The sequence below is a fragment of the Cognatiyoonia koreensis genome (genome assembly GCF_900109295.1).
In the GTDB taxonomy this organism is placed as follows: domain Bacteria; phylum Pseudomonadota; class Alphaproteobacteria; order Rhodobacterales; family Rhodobacteraceae; genus Cognatiyoonia; species Cognatiyoonia koreensis.
In genome coordinates, this window is sequence record NZ_FOIZ01000001.1 from 714,388 (window position 1) to 732,797 (window position 18,410).

Genomic DNA, 18,410 nt, shown 5'->3' on the forward strand with positions numbered 1-18,410 from the left:
GTATCCTTTCACACCCCGTTCAGGTTCAGTAAAACACTCAAGGCCCAAGGGTCGGGCCAGCAAGGGATTCGTGCATGAAACGCTATTCAGCCTTCGCCATCGCCAAAGAAGCGTTCCGCCAGCACAAGGGTTGGGACAGGGCGTGGGCATCACCCGAACCCAAAAAGAAATATGATGTCGTGATCGTCGGTGCAGGCGGGCACGGGCTGGCCACGGCCTACTACCTTGGCAAGAACTTCGGGATCACCAATGTGGCGATCATCGAAAAGGGCTGGCTTGGCGGTGGCAACACGGGCCGAAACACGACGATCATCCGCTCGAACTATCTGCAGGACCCGTCTGCCGCGATCTACGAAAAGGCACGCAGCCTATATGAAACCCTCTCTCAAGAATTGAACTATAACATCATGTTCAGCCCCCGTGGTGTGATCATGCTCGCCCAGACCCAGCACGAAATCCGCGGCTACCAGCGCACAGCACACGCCAACAGCCTGCAAGGCGTAAAAACGGAATGGATTGATGCAAAGCGCGTCAAGGAACTGTGCCCGATCATGAATATCGACGGGCCGCGTTATCCAGTGCTGGGCGGGCTTTGGCAGGCACGTGGTGGAACAGCCCGCCATGATGCCGTGGCCTGGGGCTATGCGCGGGCCTGTTCGGACATGGGCATGCACATCATCCAGAAATGCGAAGTCAAAGGCGTGTTGACGTCAGGTGGCAAGGTCACGGGCGTGAACACCACCAAGGGCGATATCGCCTGCGACAAGCTCGGGATGGTTGTCGCGGGACACGCATCGGTTCTGGCGGATATGGCCGGTTTCAAACTGCCGATTGAATCCGTGGCCTTGCAGGCGCTTGTGTCCGAGCCGATCAAACCCTGCATGGATGTCGTCGTCATGGCGAACACGGTGCACGGCTATATGTCGCAATCGGACAAGGGCGAAATGGTCATCGGTGGCGGCACGGACGGTTACAACAACTACACACAGCGCGGATCATTCCATCATATCGAGGAAACCGTGCGCGCGCTGGTCGAAACCTTCCCGATAATCGCACGGCTCAAGATGCTGCGGCAGTGGGGCGGAATCGTGGATGTGACGGGTGATCGGTCTGCGATTATCTCAAAAACCCCCGTCGACGGGATCTTTGTGAATTGCGGGTGGGGGACAGGGGGCTTTAAGGCGATTCCCGGGTCCGGCTGGGCAATGGCTGAGCTGATGGCAAAGGGTGAAAGCCCGCTGACCGAAGAATTCTCGATGTTCCGCTTCCGCGAAGGCAAATTCATCGACGAAAGCGTCGCGGCAGGAGTGGCGCATTGATGCGCGAAACCGATAACACCTGTTGCCCGGCAGCGTTCCGCGCAGACCGCACCGCGGTTCAGGCCAACCGGCGCCCAAATCGTCCGGGGAATCCCGCTTATCTTTCTATCCCGCGCCAAACTGCGAAAGTGTATCCAGCCATACAGGAGGAATGCACATGGTTGACTACACCAAAGACACCGGCGGCGGCAGCGGCATCGGCATCTATCTCGCAGCTGGCCTCGTCGTGCTGGTTCTGCTCTATGCGCTGTTCGCAGGTGGCGGAACAACGACCACAACCGACCCGGCTGATCCCGCGCTTGTCGCACCCGAGGCAAGCGAGGCGGCACCAGCCGTCGAAGAGACCGCTCCGGTCGTCACGGAATAACACTCACAACCACTCAACCGCGAAAGGCGGGCGCAGAGATGCGTCCGCTTTTGGCGTGTTTGCGGTGCACGCGTTGTGCACGCCCTGTGCACGCAAATCACCCCCCAATTCCAAGGCTTCCTACCCATGCTGATCCTGCATTGTCCGAACTGCGGCCAAGATGTCGATGAAACCGATCTTCATGCCGGTGGTGAGGCCCATTTGAAACGGTTCGGCCCCGGATCAACGGATGACGAATTCGAGGATTATCTGTTCCGCCGGGCCAATCCGAAGGGTGTGCATTTCGAACGCTGGCACCACACCTATGGCTGCGGAAAGTGGTTTCTGGCCGCGCGCTGCACCGCCACGCTTGAGGTATTCGGCACCTATTCCGCCCAGACGCCAGAGCCGCCGCAGGACATCAAGGATGCGATCAAATCACGCCGTCCCGACTGGACATGGGAGAGCCAATCATGAGCACACGTTTGTCCGGTGGCGGTCGTCTTATCGACACGTCAAAGCAGATTGCATTCCAGTTCAACCAGAAATATCTCAAGGGTTATCAGGGGGATACGCTGGCCTCTGCATTGCTGGCAAACGACCAGATGCTGATGGGGCGGTCGTTCAAATATCACCGGCCCCGTTCTGTCGTGGCGTCGGGTGCGGAAGAACCGAACGCGCTTGTGAATCTTGGCAAAGGCGCGTCGTTTGAACCCAACCAGCGCGCCACCACGCAGGAATTGTTCGACGGGCTTTTCGCGACGTCGCAGAACCACTGGCCCTCACTCGAATTCGATGTGGGTGCGATCAACACGCACCTGTCGCGGTTCCTGCCTGCGGGCTTTTATTACAAGATGTTCATCCATCCGCGCCCGCTTTGGAAGTACGTCTACGAACCCTTCATCCGCCAATCCGCCGGTCTGGGGCAGGCCCCGAAAGAGCGGGATGAGGACACCTATGAGCATTTTAATGTCAACGTCGACGTCCTGATCGTCGGCGGCGGCATCGCCGGCCTGTCCAGCGCGCTCGCCGCCGGCCGCTCGGGCGCGCGGGTGCTGCTGGTCGAACAGACGCCGCATTGGGGCGGGCGGGCTGTTGTGGATGCGCCTGAGATCGAAGGCCAATGCGCGGAAGGTTGGGTGAACGCCACCCTCACCGAACTGGAAGGGATGGAGAACGTCAGTCTTCGCACCCGCTGCATGGGTGCGGGTGTCTACGATCACGGTTATGCGCTTGCATACGAACGGCTCTGCGATCATGGCGCGCAAGACGGGCCGCGCCATCGTTTGTGGCGCATCCGTGCCAAGCAGATCGTGACAGCGACTGGTGCGATTGAGCGTCCTTTGTCCTTTGCAGGCAATGACATACCCGGCGTTCTTCTAGCTGCGGCGATCCGGGATTACGTCGTGAACTACGGTGTTTCCATCGGGGATCGGACTGTTGTCGTAACGAACAATGATGATGCTTACCGCACGGCAATCACATTGAAAAAAGCAGGACTGGATATTCCCGCCATTGTGGACGCCCGCGCACCCGCAGACAGCCCGTTGGTGCAGGAAGCCAAAGCGCTGGGCATTCGTGTTCTGAACGATACCGGCGTTGCCAAAGTCAAAGGCGGCAAGCGCGTGTCTGGCGTGGCCCTGTGCAAACAGGCCGGTGAAGGCGCAGTGACAGAGGAAATCGCGTGTGACTGCGTTGCCATGTCCGGCGGCTGGTCGCCTGTGGTCCATCTTTGGTCCCATTGCGGTGGCAAGCTGACGTGGGACGCGGGGCAGGCCATGTTCCGCCCCGATCCCGATCAACCACCGACCGACGGTAATGGCGAAGGCTTTGTCACCTGCGCCGGTATGGCAAATGGCCATCTATTCACGGCAGAAGCCGTCGCCGATGGTTTCGCTGCCGGACGGCAAGCGGCCAGGATCGCGGGTCACACGAAAAAGGCAGGCGACTGCCCCATCGGTCACGACGCAGAAGAAGCGCCGCTTTCGCCCGTCTGGCTGATGCCGCAAGGCGCGAAATATGAACTGCGCGCCAAAGCGTGGCTGGATTTCCAGAACGATGTAAAGGTCAGCGACGTGCAGCTTGCCGCGCAGGAAGGATTCGAAAGCGTTGAACATGCCAAGCGCTACACCACGCTGGGCATGGCGACCGATCAGGGAAAGTTGAGCAATATCAACGGACTTGCGATTCTTTCGAAAGCACTGAACAACGAAATTCCGAATGTCGGCACAACGACGTTCCGTCCGCCCTATACGCCGATTTCAATGTCCTCGATCGCGGGTGTCGCGAAAGGTGATCTGTTCCAGCCGATCCGCAAGACGCCAATGTCGGACTGGCACAATGCCAACGGGGCCGACAACGAACCGGTCGGCGCGTGGCGTCGCCCTTATGCCTATCTGCGCAACGGTGAAAGCGTCCATGATGCGGTCAACCGCGAGGTGGTGAACGCGCGCACCAACATCGGGCTTCTGGATGCCTCCACGCTTGGCAAGCTGATCGTCAGCGGGCCTGATGCCGGAAAGTTCCTCGACATGATGTACACGAACCTCATGTCGTCCCTGCCGGTTGGCAAATGCCGCTATGGCCTGATGTGCACCGAGAATGGGTTCTTGTCTGACGACGGTGTGGTCGCCCGCATCGACGACCAGACCTGGCTTTGTCACACGACCACTGGCGGGGCTGAACGCATCCACGCCTGGATGGAAGACTGGCTGCAATGCGAATGGTGGGATTGGCAGGTCTATGTTGCCAATGTCACGGAACAGTTCGCGCAGGTGGCCGTGGTTGGCCCGAAGGCACGTTTGCTGCTGGAGAAGCTGGGTGGCATGGATGTGTCCAAGGAAACGCTGCCGTTCATGCAATGGGCTGACGGCACGCTGGGTGACTTCAAGGCCCGCGTCTATCGCATAAGTTTTTCAGGAGAATTATCTTATGAGATCGCCGTTCTCGCATCGCAGGGGCGTGCGTTCTGGGATGCCCTGCTGGCCGCTGGTGAAGAGTTCGGGATCATGCCTTACGGCACCGAGGCGCTGCACATCATGCGGGCCGAAAAGGGCTTTATCATGATCGGTGACGAAACCGATGGCACAATCATCCCGCAGGATTTGAACCTGAATTGGGCGCTGTCCAAGAAGAAGGACGACTATCTTGGCAAACGGGCGCATGAACGTTCCCATATGGCCGACCCGAACCGCTGGAAGCTGGTTGGGCTCGAGACCGTCGATGGGTCCGTTTTGCCCGATGGCGCTTATGCCATTGCAGACGGCAAGAACGAGAATGACCAGACCAACACACAAGGCCGTGTGACATCGACCTATTACTCCCCGACCTTGAAAAAGGGCATTGCAATGGGGCTGGTCCACAAGGGGCCGGATCGCATTGGCGAAGTTCTGGATTTCACCAATATCGGTGGCGAGCCGGTGCGGGCCAAGATCGTCGATCCTGTGTTCTACGACAAAGAAGGGGACAAACAGAATGTCTAACGCTGTCAGTGCATTGGACGGCCGCGTGTCCGAAGGTGCGATCAAGGTCGCCGATGTTGGATTGCGGGGCATGATCAGCCTGCGGGGTGATCTGTCGTCGCGCAAGCTTCGCAAGGTCTGCACGGACCTGACGGGTGCCCAGTTCCCCGAGCAGGGCAAGGCCAGCGGCGGCCTCGCGTGGATGTCGCGCGACGAAGTATTGATCATGGTCGATTACAACACCGTGGAGACCGCGCTTGCGAAAATCGCCAAAGCGCTAAAAGGGCGGCATCATCTTGCCGTCAATGTGTCGGACGCCCGTGCGGTGATGACCGTTTCGGGGCCATACGCCCGCGAGGTTATTGCAAAGCTTGCGCCCGTCGATCTGCATCCCGGCAGTTTTGGTGTGGGCGATTTTCGACGCACGCGACTCGGGCAGGTTGCAGCAGCCTTTTGGATGCACGCGGACGATGCCTTTACCGTCATCTGTTTCAGATCAGTCGGGGATTACACATTTCGGTTGCTCGAAGCCTCAGCAAAAGCGGGCCCTGTCGGCCACTTCTAGCGTTGTTGATGCTTTCGCCTTGACCCTGCGACCTTTTGCGCTTTGTTAAGTCGCAACGGAAACATGCATGGAAAGGGCCCCTGAAATGGCTTTTGAACTTCCCGATCTTCCTTACGCACACGATGCCCTTGCATCCAAGGGCATGTCCAAGGAAACGCTCGAATATCACCACGATCTGCACCACAACGCCTATGTCACAAATGGCAACAAGGCGATTGAGGGCACAGAATGGGAGGGCAAGTCCCTCGAAGAGATCATCAAGGGCACCTATGACAAGAACGCTGTCGCCCAGAGTGGAATCTTCAACAACATCAGCCAGTTGTGGAACCACAACCAGTTCTGGGAAATGATGTCGCCCGACGACAGCAAGATGCCCGGTGAGCTTGAAAAGGCGATTACCGAGAGCTTTGGTTCAGTCGACAAGTTCAAGGATGAATTCAAGGCGGCCGGCGGTGGTCAGTTCGGGTCGGGCTGGGCCTGGCTGGTCAAGGACACCGACGGCGGACTGAAGGTCACCAAAACAGAAAACGGCGTGAATCCTGTCTGTTTCGGCCAGACCACCTTGTTGGGCTGCGATGTGTGGGAGCATTCCTACTACATCGATTTCCGCAACAAGCGTCCTGACTATCTGTCGAATTTCCTCGACAATCTGGTTAGCTGGGAAAACGTCGCATCGCGCATGTAATCCCTGTCCATTGACGATTTTGAAGGCCCGTGGGACACCCTGCGGGCCTTTTTCATTTCGCGGAGCCGTTGCATGGGCCCGACACTTACCGAAATTTCTGCCGCCGCTGACCTTCTGCGTGGCGTGATGGTGCACACCCCGATCTTGCGCCTGAACACCGCCGGGTGGGACCGCTTGCCCGCTGCCGATGTCACCATCAAGCTGGAGCTTTTTCAGCAAGCCGGATCGTTCAAGGCGCGCGGTGCCTTTCTTGGGATTGCGGGTCTGACTGACGGGCAGCGTGCCGCCGGTGTTATCGCCGCGAGCGGTGGCAATCATGCGATGGCGGTGGCCTGGGCTGCGGCAGAGGCGGGGGTGCAGGCCACCATTGCCATGCCCAAAGCCACAGATCCGCTGCGCATTGACGGCACGCGGGCGCTGGGGGCTGAGGTCGTTCTGGCTGACGACATGCCCGCTGCCTTTGCCGTGATGGAGAAGGGTGCAGACGCGGGGAAGACACTGATGCATCCGTTTGAAGCGGCGCATATGACACTTGGCGCGGCGACACTGGGTGCGGAATACGTGGCGCAAGCCCCTGATCTTGATACCTTTGTCATTCCGGTTGGCGGCGGCGGGATGATTTCCGGCATGGCATCCGCGATCCGCCAGTTGCGCAAGGATGCGCTGATTATCGGTGTCGAACCTGTTGGCGCTGACAGTATGTCGCGCAGTCTTGCAGCGGGTGCGCCTGTGACGCTGGAGCGGATCGACACGATTGCTGACAGCCTCGGTGCACCCAAGGCGTTGCCTTATTCCTTTGGGGTCACCGCAGCAAATGTGGACCGGATGGTGCAGATCAGCGATGACGCAATGCGCAAGGCGATGCGGATCTTGTTCACCAAGTTAAGTTTGGTTGCGGAACCCGCCTGTGCTGCATCGTTGGCGGCGATCATGGGGCCGCTCCGGGACGATCTGCGTGGTCGCAAGGTTGGAATCATTGCCTGTGGGTCGAATATCAGTCTGGCGCGGTTTCAAGAATTGACGGGCTGATCGCGGAACGATTTGCCGTTTCGCTGGTTGTTTTTTCAAAGCGTATGCAAGGAGAACATCATGGCCGAACGCGTCAGATCAAAAGATGGCAAATCCGAAACAGAAGAGTTCCTGCCCGAAACGGACACCCCGGACCAGCAGGGTCGTAGCGGTGGGCATTTGCAGCGCCGCGTTGGAACGCGCGACGAGCTGCGCAAGGTCACACAAGGTGGAGAAAGCACGACCCGGGTGACCAAGGGCGACGAATTGGCAACCGGAGAGGATACACGCGATGACTAAAATCAAGAATGGCACATGGGTCGTGGTCGCGGACGGCGAAAAGGCTTTGTTCCTTGAAAACTTGACTGACGGCGAAAACCCGAACCTGAAGGTGATTGCCAAGGACGAGCAAGACAACCCGAAGTCCATCGACCAAGGTGCCAACCGACCCGGCCGCGGCCATGACAATGGTCCGCAGGGTCATGGCCAGCGATCTGCGTTTGACGACACGGATTGGCATGAGTTGGCGAAGGAACGGTTTGCCGCTGACCTGGCCGACAAGCTGTACGAGAAGGCCCACAAGGGGAAGTTCGAGCATCTCGTTCTAGTCGCAGCCCCGAATATCCTTGGAGAGCTGCGCGGTGAACTTCATCAGGAAGTGACGGACAAGGTGATCGGAGAAATCCCGAAAACACTGACCAACCACCCGGTCCACGAACTGACCGAGATCATCAAGGCAGATCTTGCGTCGTAGATTATGAGAGTGACGCACGCAGCAGGCTGGCAAGCGATGGCACATCCTCTGCCACCTGCACGAAATCAATGATGTTTTGACCGGCAAAGTCCTGTTCGACCACGTGGTCGAGCAGGGTTTTTAACGGATCCCAGAACCCATCGATATTCAACAGGATTATCGGCTTGTTGTGCAGACCAAGTTGCCGCCAAGTCAGTGCCTCGAAAAATTCGTCCAGTGATCCGGCCCCGCCGGGCAGTACGACCACCGCATCGGCGTTCATGATCATCACCTTTTTGCGCTCGTGCATCGTCTCGGTGATGATAAACGTGTCAAGATCGCGTTTCCCGACCTCCCAATCCAGCAGATGGACAGGGATCACACCGAACGTCGCGCCCCCTGCCTTTTGCACGGCGTTGGCCACACGACCCATCAAACCCACATCACCCGCGCCGTAAACCAGCCGCCAGCCATTGTCGGCAAGCATCGCGCCGGTTTCTTCGGCAGCCAATGCGTAGGCGGGCTCGCCACCATCGCGCGAGCCGCAATAAACACACACTGACTTCAAAACTTTGTTCATTACGGCCTCTTTCGCGGTGTTTCTTTGACCGCTTGTAGCGGTGGGGCTATTGTTGCTCAACCTCGCTAAAGGCGAGACAGGGGCGGAAAGATAAGGCGGTTCGATGGCTTCTCAGACACGGCACTTGGCAATGGGTGCGCTGGTTGCGGCAGCAGTCGGGGTCGCGGTGGTGCTTTTGGTCCAGTTCGCGCAAACAGAGGACGTGCCCGAAATACCTGTTGCGGTAGAGGCTCCCGAAACGTCCGAGACGACCAATGCCCCGGCTGAAGAAACGAACATTGCTCTGACTGAAGCAACGACCGTTGCTCCGGCAGAAGAAACGGTAACGACCAGTGCCCCGGCTGACGAAGCGGACGTGGTGCGGCCTGCGTTCGATACGTTTCGCGTTGAAGGCGACGGGCTGTTCGTGATCGCAGGCAAGGCCGAAGCAGGGCAAACCGTCGATATCATGCTGGCCGGCAGATCGGTCGAACGGGTCGTTGCAGATGCAAGCGGGTCGTTCGGAGCCGTCCTGATGTTGGAACCCTCTGATCAGGCGCGCAGGCTTGCCTTGCTGGCCGATCCTGAAGGTACAGCAGTCGGATCGACCGAGACGTTCCTTGTCCAACCTTTCGCTGCGAGCCCCGTCGCTATTGAAGAGCCGACAACGCCCGTCGTCGTCGGGGCCGTCACATCAGAGGTCGGAGCTGAAATCGTGGCATCAACGGATGTCGCCGTGCCGGAGTTACCTGCATTGGGATCGGTGGACATCGCGACGCCTGATGCGAATCCCGCCACTGTGCTCGTCACCGACGCGGAAGGGGTTCGCGTCGTGTCCAATGACCGCGAGACGCCGCCGGAAATTGCCCCGAACATCGCACTGGACACGATCACCTATGATCCCGAAGGGGAGGTCGTAATCGCTGGCCGTGCAAGCGGTAACGGGTTCGTGCAGGTCTACATCGACAATCAACCGGTAACATCTTCACGCATTGAAGAAGGCGGCAACTGGCGCACTGATTTGCCGCAGATTGAGACTGGTGTTTATACCTTGCGCGTGGACGAGGTTGATGACGCAGGCACCGTCGTGTCCCGCATCGAAACTCCGTTCAAACGCGAAGAGGCCGAAACCGTCGCTGCTGTCCTTGCAGAAGAAACCGCCGAAGAAGATTTTGACGTTGCCGTGCGCACTGTGCAGCCCGGTGCGACCCTTTGGGCGATCGCCCGGGAGGAGTTGGGCCAGGGTATTCTTTATGTCGCCGTCTACGAGGCGAACAAGGATTTGATCCGTGATCCTGACCTGATCTATCCCGGTCAGGTGTTTCGTATGCCCGATGCTATCGAGACCGCAGACTAGGGTGGTCATTTCCGTTCTGCCTTCCTAAGTATGGGGGCCGACCGGAGAAATTGATGCGCCGCCTTCCCAAGACTAACGCCAATCTCAACGATGCCCAGATACAGGGATGGCAGGTGATCCGCCGCGTAATCCCCTATTTGTGGCCAGATGGGCAGGGGTGGGTGAAACGCCGGGTTGTCGCTGCCATTCTGGTGCTTGTTCTGGCCAAGGTTATCGCTGTGACGACCCCGTTGTTTTACAAGCAGGCCGTCGACGCATTGGCCCCAGATGGCGCGAGTGCCGCGACCTTTCTGGGGGCAGGTGCTGTCGGGTTGACGATTGCCTATGGCATTGCCCGACTGATGAACGTCGGATTCCAGCAGTTGCGGGATGTCATCTTTACCCGTGTCGGTCAGCGGGCCTTGCGCGCACTCGCGCTTGAGACGTTTACGCATATTCATCGCCTGTCCATGCGCTATCACATCACCCGCAAGACTGGCGGGCTGTCACGGATTATCGAGCGCGGTGTGAAAGGCGTCGATTTCCTGTTGCGCTTTTTGCTGTTCAGTATCGGCCCGCTGGTGCTGGAACTGCTGATGATCGCTGTCATCCTCTTTTTCCTGTTCGACGTCTGGTATCTGGCCGTCGTTGTCGGAACGATCGCTGTCTACGTCTGGTTTACATTCAAAGTCACCGAATGGCGCGTCAAAATCCGCAAGGAGATGAACGATCAGGACACGGACGCCAACCAGAAGGCAATCGACAGCCTTTTGAATTTTGAAACTGTAAAGTATTTCGGGGCCGAGCGTTGGGAGGCCAACCGCTATGATCACGCGATGCAGCAGTATGAGGCCGCGGCAATCCGCACCAACTACTCGCTCGCCTTCCTGAATTTCGGCCAGTCCTTTCTGATCACAAGCGGGCTTGTTGCTGTCATGGTCATGGCGGCGGTTGGTGTACAGAACGGCGCACTGACGGTTGGTGATTTCGTGATGGTCAACGCCTACATGATCCAGATCACGATGCCGCTGAATTTTCTAGGCACGGTCTATCGTGAAATCAGGCAGGCTTTGATTGATATGGGCGATATGTTCGATCTGTTGGGCCAACCGGCAGAGGTGCAGGACAAGCCCGGTGCCAAGCCATTGCAGGTGAACGGCGGGGCCATCAGCCTTAGGGACGTGGCCTTTGGCTATGAGGCGGAACGCGCGATCCTAAAAGGCGTCGATCTGGAGGTGCGGCCCGGTCAGACGGTCGCGATTGTCGGCTCTTCCGGTTCCGGCAAATCCACCATTGGCCGTCTGTTGTTCCGGTTCTACGACGTCACGGATGGATCGTTGTGCATCGACGGGCAGGATATCCGCGATGTGACGCAGGAAAGCCTTCACGCGCAGATCGGTGTCGTGCCGCAGGACACTGTCCTTTTCAACGATACCATCCATTATAATATCGCCTACGGGCGCCCTGACGCAACCGAGGCGGAAATCCGCGAGGCCGCCAAGGCCGCCAAGATTCATGACTTCATTATGTCCCTTCCGCGCGGCTATGATACAGCCGTCGGCGAACGGGGTCTGAAGCTTTCAGGCGGTGAAAAGCAAAGGGTCGGTATCGCGCGGACGCTTTTGAAGAATCCCCCAATTCTGCTGCTTGATGAGGCGACCAGCGCGCTTGACACCGAGACAGAGATGGAGATTCAGGATGAGCTCAAGGCTATGGGGCAGGGACGCACCGTCATTACCATCGCGCACCGCTTATCGACTATCGCCGATGCGGACCGGATCGTAGTTCTGGAAGACGGACTGATAGTCGAGACCGGCAGCCACAATGAGTTGTTGGAGAAAGATGGCCGCTATGCGCACCTGTGGAATCGGCAGGAAGCGGAAGAAGCGGCGTAAAGGGTACGGTACGATCTTGGAAACAATCCTCGCCTTCGACGAATACCTGTTGAAGAGTATCAATTCGCTTGCCGGACGCAGTGACTTTCTTGACGTGGTCGTGTTCCGCTTTGCGTTTGGTGATCATCTGAAGGGAGGGGTCATCATGATGCTGTTCTGGCTTGCTTGGGGCCTGGGCAAACCTGCCGACTGGCACCACCGGTCGCGGATGTTGAGCGTGCTGGTCGTCGCACCGCTTGCGGTGCTCGTCGCGCGGGGAGCCGCGAATTTTCTACCGTACCGAGATCGTCCTATTCGCGCACTCGATGGTGAGATCAATTCGATCTTCGGACCCGCGCCAAGCCTCTTTAGTGATTTCTCTGCCTTTCCAAGCGATCATGCGGTTCTTTTCGCAGCATTTTCTTTGGCATTGATATTTGTAAACCGAAAGGTCGGCCTTTTCGCGTTGGCTTACACCTGCGTCTTTATCTGCCTGCCGCGCATCTATTTGGGATTGCATTGGCCGGCGGACATTCTGGGTGGGGTTATCATCGGAGGCGTTTTCGCGTTGATACTTTACCCCCAAATTAGCCGCATCGTCGTTCGTCGCAGGTTGGGTTCGCCCGATGTCGTACCTGACTACGTGTCCTACCCCCTTGCGTTCATCATCACATTTGAGACCGCAACGCTATTTCGCGGCAGCCGGTCCATTGCGCAAGACGTGATTTCGCTTTTCGTGTAAACGGCTTCGACCGATTTCCAGCAGGTCCGGATTGAATGCTACGGTCTATTCAGCTGCCCTGAGCGGTGCGTTCAGCGGCCGCGGTTCGCGCGGTGTGTCTTCATCATCATCCCAGATGATCAGCGGCGATTTGACCTGCTTTGCGCGTTTGCCAAGGTTGAGATCCTGCCGCGCCTTGACTGCCGTTTGACCAAAGCTGCTGGCGCGCAGGCGATTAAAGATCGCATACGAGCCATCCTCTGCCCAAACGCGAATTGCGAGCATGGAAGGCGTGAACACGAGAGTCAGGACCGTCGCGATCCCGAGCCCGAAGACAACCGCCGTGGCAAGCTGTTTCCACCACAGCGCTGTGGGGCTGTCGATCGAATACCCGCCATTGAAGAAGTCGAGCGAGAGTCCGAACATCATCGGCGCCAGACCCGCCATCGTGGTGATCGTTGTCAGAAGCACTGGCCGAATGCGGTCTTCTGCCGTTCTAGCGATCGCCTCGGTTCGTGGCATGTACTGGCTGTATTCCTGATAGGTGTCGATCAAGATAATGTTATTGTTTACGACAATGCCTGCCAGCGCCACGATCCCTGTTCCGGTCATGATGATCGAGAAGGGCTGGTCCATAACGAGCATTCCCACCAACGTTCCGGCCGTGGACATGACGACAGCGAGCAGTACCAAAACTGTATTGTAGAATGAGTTGAACTGCGCCAGCAGGATGATGAACATCAGCCCCAAGGCACCGATCCCTGCCACGGCAAGGAATGCTTGGCTTTCTGCCTGATCTTCCTGGTCGCCCGTCCATTCCCAAGACACGGAGGCGGGGAGGGGATTTGCTTCGAGCCAGTCCGTCAGTACGCCGATCCGTTCGGTCGGGTTTGCATCCTCGGTCACGCCAGCCTTGATGTCGAAGTAGCGTTTCTGGTCAATCCGGTCGATCTGGGCGAGTTCTGCGACGGGCGTGCGTGTGATGAAGTTTGACAGTGGCACGAGGCCGGACGGCGTGCGCACGCGCAGGCTGTCCAATGTTGAAAGCACGCGGTCCTGTTCTGGCAGGCGCACCCTGATTTCGATTTCTTCGTCAGAACTGTCAACGCGCATCGTGTCCAGCAGAATGCCGCGTGTCACCATCTGCACCATCGCACCGACTGTGGCGACATCAGCCCCGTAACGACCTGCCTTCTCGACGTCGACGTCGATCTGCCAGTCGATACCGGGCAGCGGCAGCGTGTCTTCGATCTGTGTCAGGCCTTCGGTTCCATCGAACTTTGCGCGCGCGATTGCTGTCGCTTGCTGCAGCTCTTCAAAGTTGTCGCCCTTGATCCGAAGATGCACGGGCTTGGCCGATGCAGGTCCACGCGACAGGTTCAGGATTTCGTATTCGATGCCGGGAATTGTCGCGAGATCGCGGTCGATCTCTGCAAGTACCCGGTCCCCGTCTAGGGCAGCAACACCTGCGCGGTCTTCCCAAGGGATGAGTTCGAGCTGGATCTGACCGACGCTGTCACGGGGGCCCTGTGCGCCGCCTGTATTGGAATTCAGTCCGCCCTCTCCGGCGAAAGCGAACGTGCTGACGACACCGGGGTGCGCAACGACGATATCTTCTGCCTGTTTGACCAGCGCGTCTTTTTCTTCAAGCGACAGGTTGCCGCGCGCCCGCACGTAAACGATGGCCTGTTCGGGTTCGCTTTCGACAAAGAATTCGACCCCGTTGTTGTTCGCGCCGTAGTATCCGAAGGTGAAAATTACCATTCCGATGACCGTGGCGACCGCCACGACTGGCATTACTGGGTTGCCTGTCAAAAAGCCGATGAACTTGCCGAAAAGGGAGCGTTTGTATCCGGCATTGACCCGTTTCTGTTTTGCCTCGCGTTTCGCTGCGCCGACAGCAATCGCGGTCAGTATCGCACCGATGAAGAACAGAATAATGCCCTGACGTGATTCCCAGAGTCCGGACGTCTGCACGGCCTCGCCCGAGATATAGCCCGGGTTGAGTGCCAGCATGGCCCCGATATAGGTCGCCATGATCCCGACAGGGACAAGTGCCGCGCGCAGGATCCACGGTGTAGACTCGCGCAGCAAGTCGGACACTGCGCCGAGCATGCGGCTGAAACGTCCTGTCACGCCGCCCATGACTGGCAGATAGATCAGTGCGACGACAAGCGATGCGGACAGCACGAAGATCAATGTGACCGGCAGCATCCCCATGAACTGCCCTGGCACGCCGGGCCAGAACAGCATCGGCAGGAACGCGCAGAGTGTCGTGGCGGTGGAAGAGATGATCGGCCAGAACATCCGCTTGGCTGCCTCTGTGTAGGCCGACATCGGTCCGACACCTTCACTGATGCGTTTATCTGCGTATTCGACAACGACGATGGCACCGTCCACGAGCATCCCCACCGCGAGGATAAGACCGAACATCACGATGTTCGAGATCGTGATATCCATCACTGCAAGCAGTGCGAAACAGAGCAGGAAGGACGTCGGAATCGCGAAACCAACAAGAAACGCGGGCCGTGGTCCCAATGCTGCCAGCACGACGATCATCACAAGGGCGATCGCCGTCAGGACTGACCCTTCGAGCTGGCTGACCATGGATGCGACGTTGCGCGACTGATCATTGGATGTGCCCACGTCGATGGCGGCCTGCAGTTCGGGGGACCACTTTGCGCGCTCTTCCTCGACCACTTCGGAAACAAGTGCGGCCGTGTCGATCAGGTTGAAGCCCTTGCGTTTGACCACCTGTAGGGCGACCGTGTTGACCCCGTTAAAGCGGGCGGTGCCGGCGCGGTCTTCAAAGGTCAGGCGGATCGTTGCCAGATCGCCGAGTGTGACGACGCGGTCGCCGTTCATCTTGACCGGCAGTTCGTAAACGTCCTGCGGTTCATCGAAAGAGGAAGGGATCTTGACGGCGAAGGAGCCTTGCGCTGTCTCTACCTCGCCCGCGGCGATCAACAGGTTGTTGTTTGTGACGACGTTGATGAGTTCACCAGCGGTCACGTTGTAGGCTTCGAGTTTCAGCGGGTCGATAACCACTTCAAGCATCTCGTCGCGTTCACCGGCCAGACCTGCCTCGAGAACGGCATCAAGCCCTTCGATGCGATCTTGCAGGTCCTTGGCGACACGCAACAGTGTGCGTTCAGGCACTTCGCCCGTCAGGTTGACGATGACGATGGGGAATTCGGAAAAGTTGATTTCGTTGATGGAATAGTTCTCGGCCCCGACGGGAAACGATCCCTGGGCCTTGTTCATGGCATCGCGGATGTCGGCCAGAACCTTGGTTTTGTCCCAACCGAATTCGAATTCGAGCGCAACGCCAGCATAGCCTTCGGCGGCGGTGCCGGTCATTGTTTTCAACCCGTCCAGATCGGACAGTTCGTTTTCCATCGGTTTGACCAGCAGCAATTCCGCGTCGGCCGCCGAAATGCCCGGAAAGATCACGGAGACAAAGATTGCCGGAATTTCGATGTCCGGTTCGCCTTCTTTCGGCAGGCCCGTATATGCCAAACCACCTGCCATGACTGACAGGCAGATAAATGCAATTACCATACGGGCGCGGCTTGCGGCCCAGTCGACTAGTCCGGTCATCCTTCAGCCTCGCTGTAGGTGGGCGTGACGGGCACGCCATCGGTGACAAACTCCTGCCCAATCGTGATCAGGTTAATGTTTTCCGGCAAATCCGCTACCCAGACACCTTCGGCCGTATCGCGCAGCAGGTTGACGGGCATAAACAGTGCTGTGTTGTCTTCGGCGATTGTACGCACGCCCAGCACACCGTCATCATTCAGCGTAAGCGACGATTGTGGGATCAGATGGGCCTTCTGCCCTTCGGACGCGACAATGATTTCAACGGTCTGTCCGTCGCCCACAGCAAGGTCAGGATTTGGCACTTCGACTTCGACGCGGAAGGTGCGGGTCGTGTCATCCGCAGAACGGGACAGGAATTTCACCTCGCCCATGAGTGCCTCACCATTATTGAGGCGGCCTGTCGCCATGGCACCCACGGTGATGTTTGCGACCTCTGTTTCCGGCACGAAACCGACCAGCTTGATCGGATCAAGTTGGATAATCGTGGCGCAAAGGCTGCCCGGCTGCATCAAAGTGCCAAGTTCGGCCGTATCGGTTTCAAGCAGACCTGAAAACGGTGCAACGATCGTCAGCCTTTCTATTTCACGTTCGGCTGCTGCAACCGCAGCTTCAGCGGCTTCAATTCCGGCCTGTGCAGAGGTGACGCCAGTGCGGGCCCGTTGCAGGCCAGCAAGCGCTGCTTCCTGCACGGCTTCGGCGCTGATCACGCGTGTTTCAGAGGCAAAGCCGTCGGCACTAAGTTGCCGGGCCGCATTCACGTTGATTTCCGCTTCTGCGATCCGTGCGTTCGCTTCGGCAACGGCGGCTTGTGCTTCGGGGACGCGGCCTTCGGCCTCTGCAAGGCGGGCGCGCGCTTCGGCGAGTGATGCTTCACGGGTACCGGGGTCAAGCTGGCAAAGTGCCTGTCCTTCATCGACAAAGCTGCCCTTGCGTAATGGCGGAGATGTCACGCGACCCGACGTTTCCGAGGCGACGCTGACTTGCCGTGCCGCTTCTGTTCGGCCACGCATAATGACAGCGCTTTCAACGACCTGCGCCTCTGATGCAAGCGCAACGACGCGCACGGTGCCCGTGTCGACAGGTTTTTCGATTTCGGGCAGGACTTCTGCGGTTTGGGCCGTAAGCCCAAGCCAGTCGCGCACAGCATCGCGTTGGAAAACCACGGCATAGAGTACGACGATAACCACGATGGCGGCGCTGATCGGGAAAATCTTCATCGTGAGCCTTTGCTAAAGCGAGGTTGGCAGAGCACTGCCGCCTTTGTTCTTATGCCTGTCTTACGTGCCATATTGAGATTCGGTTCACAAAAACCAAACTGAACTGACCAGTTCAGATTACCGGTGTGACACGATTTCCGCAAGGTTACTTTTCTGCGTTGCCGCATAAGTCTTTGATCACATGGAGGTCACGGGTCTTGGCAAGGGGTAGGGCTTCACGATAAGAACGGCAAAACAGCGTGCTGCGGTCTGGAATGCAGCATCTATGCGGGGACCGTGCGGTGAGCGACAGCGACAGTTTTATCAATGAAGTATCCGAAGAGGTGCGGCGGGATGCCCTTTACGGATATCTGCGCCGCTACGGCTGGATTGCGGTTCTTGCCATTCTGGCGCTTGTCGGTGGTGCAGCATGGAATGAATATTCCAAATCGCAGGCACAGGCCGAGGCAGAGGCAACAGGCGACGCGCTGATTGCGGCTTTGAGTGCCGATGATCCCGATGCCCGAGTAGCTGCCTTGACCCAAGTCGAAGCCGACGGTGCCGCGATTGCCGTGACCGCGCTTTTGACGGCCGCGGCGCAGCAGGAAAATGGTGCGATGGATGATGCTGCGGCGACCTTGGGCGCGCTGGCCGTCAATCCGGACGTTCCTGAAATCTACCGTGATCTTTCAGCCTTCAAGGCTGCAATGCTTGAGACGAATGAAGACCCGGCCACGCGCCGCACGAATCTTGAGGCCCTGGCGCAGCCCGGTGCCACCTTCGCGTTGCTTGCACAGGAGCAACTGGCCTTGATGGACGTGTCAGAAGGCAAAACAGAAGAAGCCATTGCAAAGCTGCAGGCCATTGCCGAAGATGCCGCCGTAACGCGCGGATTGCTTGAGCGTTCAAGAACACTGCTTGTTGCGTTGGGTGTCGAACTCGCACCGGATGCTGGAGCCGCGGAAACCGAAGAACAGGCATCGGAGTGATCCGTTGAAAGAGGGCTG

At 58.2% G+C, this 18,410-nt stretch carries 16 protein-coding genes; 13 read left to right on the forward strand and 3 right to left on the reverse strand.

The window, feature by feature from the left end; all coding sequences use genetic code 11:
- Positions 1-74: 74 nt before the first annotated feature.
- From BMY44_RS03530 to BMY44_RS03570, 9 genes are all read left to right on the forward strand, one after another.
- On the forward strand, positions 75-1,319 hold the full coding sequence (locus BMY44_RS03530; RefSeq protein ID WP_089990347.1) for a sarcosine oxidase subunit beta family protein: 1,245 nt from the start codon (positions 75-77) through the stop codon (positions 1,317-1,319).
- Positions 1,320-1,476: 157 nt separating this feature from the next.
- The gene (locus tag BMY44_RS03535; RefSeq protein ID WP_089990349.1) at positions 1,477-1,686 is read left to right on the forward strand and encodes a hypothetical protein; all 210 of its coding nucleotides are present in this window, start codon (positions 1,477-1,479) and stop codon (positions 1,684-1,686) included.
- A gap of 126 nt (positions 1,687-1,812) precedes the next feature.
- Positions 1,813-2,142, forward strand: a complete 330-nt coding sequence (locus BMY44_RS03540) for a sarcosine oxidase subunit delta (RefSeq protein WP_089990351.1) — start codon at positions 1,813-1,815, stop codon at positions 2,140-2,142.
- Positions 2,139-5,147: a sarcosine oxidase subunit alpha family protein gene (locus BMY44_RS03545; RefSeq protein ID WP_089990354.1), complete on the forward strand. Its 3,009-nt coding sequence runs from the start codon at positions 2,139-2,141 to the stop codon at positions 5,145-5,147. Before BMY44_RS03540 ends, BMY44_RS03545 begins: the two co-directional genes overlap by 4 nt.
- The gene (locus BMY44_RS03550; RefSeq protein ID WP_089990356.1) at positions 5,140-5,691 is read left to right on the forward strand and encodes a sarcosine oxidase subunit gamma; all 552 of its coding nucleotides are present in this window, start codon (positions 5,140-5,142) and stop codon (positions 5,689-5,691) included. The genes BMY44_RS03545 and BMY44_RS03550 overlap by 8 nt, the downstream gene beginning before the upstream one ends.
- Before the next feature lie 85 nt (positions 5,692-5,776).
- Entirely contained in the window at positions 5,777-6,376 is a 600-nt protein-coding gene (locus BMY44_RS03555; RefSeq protein WP_089990359.1) for a superoxide dismutase, read from the forward strand.
- 72 nt (positions 6,377-6,448) lie between these two features.
- On the forward strand, positions 6,449-7,405 hold the full coding sequence (locus tag BMY44_RS03560; RefSeq protein ID WP_089990362.1) for a threonine ammonia-lyase: 957 nt from the start codon (positions 6,449-6,451) through the stop codon (positions 7,403-7,405).
- Between the two features lie 60 nt (positions 7,406-7,465).
- Complete coding sequence (locus BMY44_RS03565; RefSeq protein ID WP_089990365.1) at positions 7,466-7,684, forward strand: hypothetical protein; 219 nt, start codon at positions 7,466-7,468, stop codon at positions 7,682-7,684.
- The gene (locus BMY44_RS03570; protein ID WP_089990367.1) at positions 7,677-8,138 is read left to right on the forward strand and encodes a host attachment family protein; all 462 of its coding nucleotides are present in this window, start codon (positions 7,677-7,679) and stop codon (positions 8,136-8,138) included. The genes BMY44_RS03565 and BMY44_RS03570 overlap by 8 nt, the downstream gene beginning before the upstream one ends.
- A 1-nt stretch (position 8,139) precedes the next feature.
- Here BMY44_RS03570 and BMY44_RS03575 read toward each other — a convergent pair whose 3' ends face one another.
- Positions 8,140-8,697 carry an LOG family protein gene (locus tag BMY44_RS03575; RefSeq protein ID WP_089990370.1) on the reverse strand — a complete coding sequence of 186 codons (558 nt, stop codon included), beginning with the start codon at positions 8,695-8,697 and terminating at the stop codon, positions 8,140-8,142.
- A 103-nt stretch (positions 8,698-8,800) separates the two neighbouring features.
- Between BMY44_RS03575 and BMY44_RS03580 the strand changes: the two genes are divergently transcribed.
- Genes BMY44_RS03580 through BMY44_RS03590 form a run of 3 tightly spaced genes read left to right on the forward strand, consistent with a single transcriptional unit; the run spans position 8,801 to position 12,628 of the window.
- Positions 8,801-10,033, forward strand: a complete 1,233-nt coding sequence (locus BMY44_RS03580; RefSeq protein WP_089990373.1) for a LysM peptidoglycan-binding domain-containing protein — start codon at positions 8,801-8,803, stop codon at positions 10,031-10,033.
- A 53-nt stretch (positions 10,034-10,086) separates the two neighbouring features.
- Entirely contained in the window at positions 10,087-11,907 is a 1,821-nt protein-coding gene (locus tag BMY44_RS03585; protein ID WP_089990375.1) for an ABCB family ABC transporter ATP-binding protein/permease, read from the forward strand.
- 16 nt (positions 11,908-11,923) lie between these two features.
- Positions 11,924-12,628: a phosphatase PAP2 family protein gene (locus BMY44_RS03590; protein WP_165611776.1), complete on the forward strand. Its 705-nt coding sequence runs from the start codon at positions 11,924-11,926 to the stop codon at positions 12,626-12,628.
- 45 nt (positions 12,629-12,673) lie between these two features.
- Here BMY44_RS03590 and BMY44_RS03595 read toward each other — a convergent pair whose 3' ends face one another.
- Entirely contained in the window at positions 12,674-16,207 is a 3,534-nt protein-coding gene (locus BMY44_RS03595; protein ID WP_089990380.1) for an efflux RND transporter permease subunit, read from the reverse strand.
- Positions 16,204-17,424 (reverse strand): efflux RND transporter periplasmic adaptor subunit, encoded by a 1,221-nt coding sequence (locus tag BMY44_RS03600; protein ID WP_089990383.1) that lies wholly within the window; start codon positions 17,422-17,424, stop codon positions 16,204-16,206. Before BMY44_RS03600 ends, BMY44_RS03595 begins: the two co-directional genes overlap by 4 nt.
- A 281-nt stretch (positions 17,425-17,705) precedes the next feature.
- Here BMY44_RS03600 and BMY44_RS03605 point away from each other — a divergent pair, with 281 nt between their 5' ends.
- Positions 17,706-18,392: a hypothetical protein gene (locus BMY44_RS03605; protein ID WP_089994474.1), complete on the forward strand. Its 687-nt coding sequence runs from the start codon at positions 17,706-17,708 to the stop codon at positions 18,390-18,392.
- Positions 18,393-18,410: the final 18 nt, after the last annotated feature.